A 1,417-nucleotide genomic window follows, 5' to 3' on the forward strand; every position below is an offset into this window, starting at 1 on the left:
GGACTTGCTCCTGGAGCTGAAGCCAGTCGCAGATACCAGCTGGCTGCAACTGTTTAATAAAAACACAGCACTGTGCAAACACGAAAGTGGACGTATACGGTGTGACGCCTGCCCGGTGCTGGAAGGTTAATTGATGGGGTTAGCGGCAACGCGAAGCTCTTGATCGAAGCCCCAGTAAACGGCGGCCGTAACTATAACGGTCCTAAGGTAGCGAAATTCCTTGTCGGGTAAGTTCCGACCTGCACGAATGGCGTAATGATGGCCAGGCTGTCTCCACCCGAGACTCAGTGAAATTGAACTCGCTGTGAAGATGCAGTGTACCCGCGGCAAGACGGAAAGACCCCGTGAACCTTTACTATAGCTTGACACTGAACATTGAGCCTTGATGTGTAGGATAGGTGGGAGGCTTTGAAGTGTGGACGCCAGTCTGCATGGAGCCAACCTTGAAATACCACCCTTTAATGTTTGATGTTCTAACTCGGCCCCCTAATCGGGGGTGAGGACAGTGTCTGGTGGGTAGTTTGACTGGGGCGGTCTCCTCCCAAAGAGTAACGGAGGAGCACGAAGGTTAGCTAATCACGGTCGGACATCGTGAGGTTAGTGCAAAGGCATAAGCTAGCTTGACTGCGAGAGTGACGGCTCGAGCAGGTACGAAAGTAGGTCTTAGTGATCCGGTGGTTCTGAATGGAAGGGCCATCGCTCAACGGATAAAAGGTACTCCGGGGATAACAGGCTGATACCGCCCAAGAGTTCATATCGACGGCGGTGTTTGGCACCTCGATGTCGGCTCATCACATCCTGGGGCTGAAGTAGGTCCCAAGGGTATGGCTGTTCGCCATTTAAAGTGGTACGCGAGCTGGGTTTAGAACGTCGTGAGACAGTTCGGTCCCTATCTGCCGTGGGCGTTGGAAGATTGAGAGGGGTTGCTCCTAGTACGAGAGGACCGGAGTGAACGCACCACTGGTGTTCGGGTTGTCATGCCAATGGCACTGCCCGGTAGCTAAGTGCGGAAAAGATAAGTGCTGAAAGCATCTAAGCACGAAACTTGCCTCGAGATGAGTCTTCCCTGGTCCCTTGAGGACCCTAAAGGAACGTTTAAGACTAAGACGTTGATAGGCTGGGTGTGTAAGTGCAGCGATGCATTGAGCTAACCAGTACTAATGAACCGTGAGGCTTAACCTTACAACACCGAAGGTGTTTTTAGAGACGAAGTAGATTTAATTTTCAGCGAATGTTCCGAGATTGGTTTTGATGGTTGCAGAAAGAATGCAACGGTTGAAATGAACCAGAATTTGCCTGGCGGCAATAGCGCGGTGGTCCCACCTGACCCCATGCCGAACTCAGAAGTGAAACGCCGTAGCGCCGATGGTAGTGTGGGGTCTCCCCATGCGAGAGTAGGACACTGCCAGGCATCAAA

Annotated in this window: 2 rRNA genes; both read left to right on the forward strand. The window is 52.2% G+C overall.

The annotated features are described in order from the left end of the window. Positions 1-1,182: ribosomal RNA gene (locus WG891_RS26540) — 23S ribosomal RNA — on the forward strand; the annotation flags it as partial. Positions 1,183-1,295: 113 nt separating this feature from the next. Further along, a 5S ribosomal RNA gene (gene rrf / locus WG891_RS26545) occupies positions 1,296-1,411 on the forward strand. The last annotated feature ends 6 nt before the right edge of the window (positions 1,412-1,417 follow it).

Source organism: Serratia sp. MMO-28 (assembly GCF_037199905.1).
In the GTDB taxonomy this organism is placed as follows: Bacteria; Pseudomonadota; Gammaproteobacteria; order Enterobacterales; family Enterobacteriaceae; genus Chania; species Chania oryzae.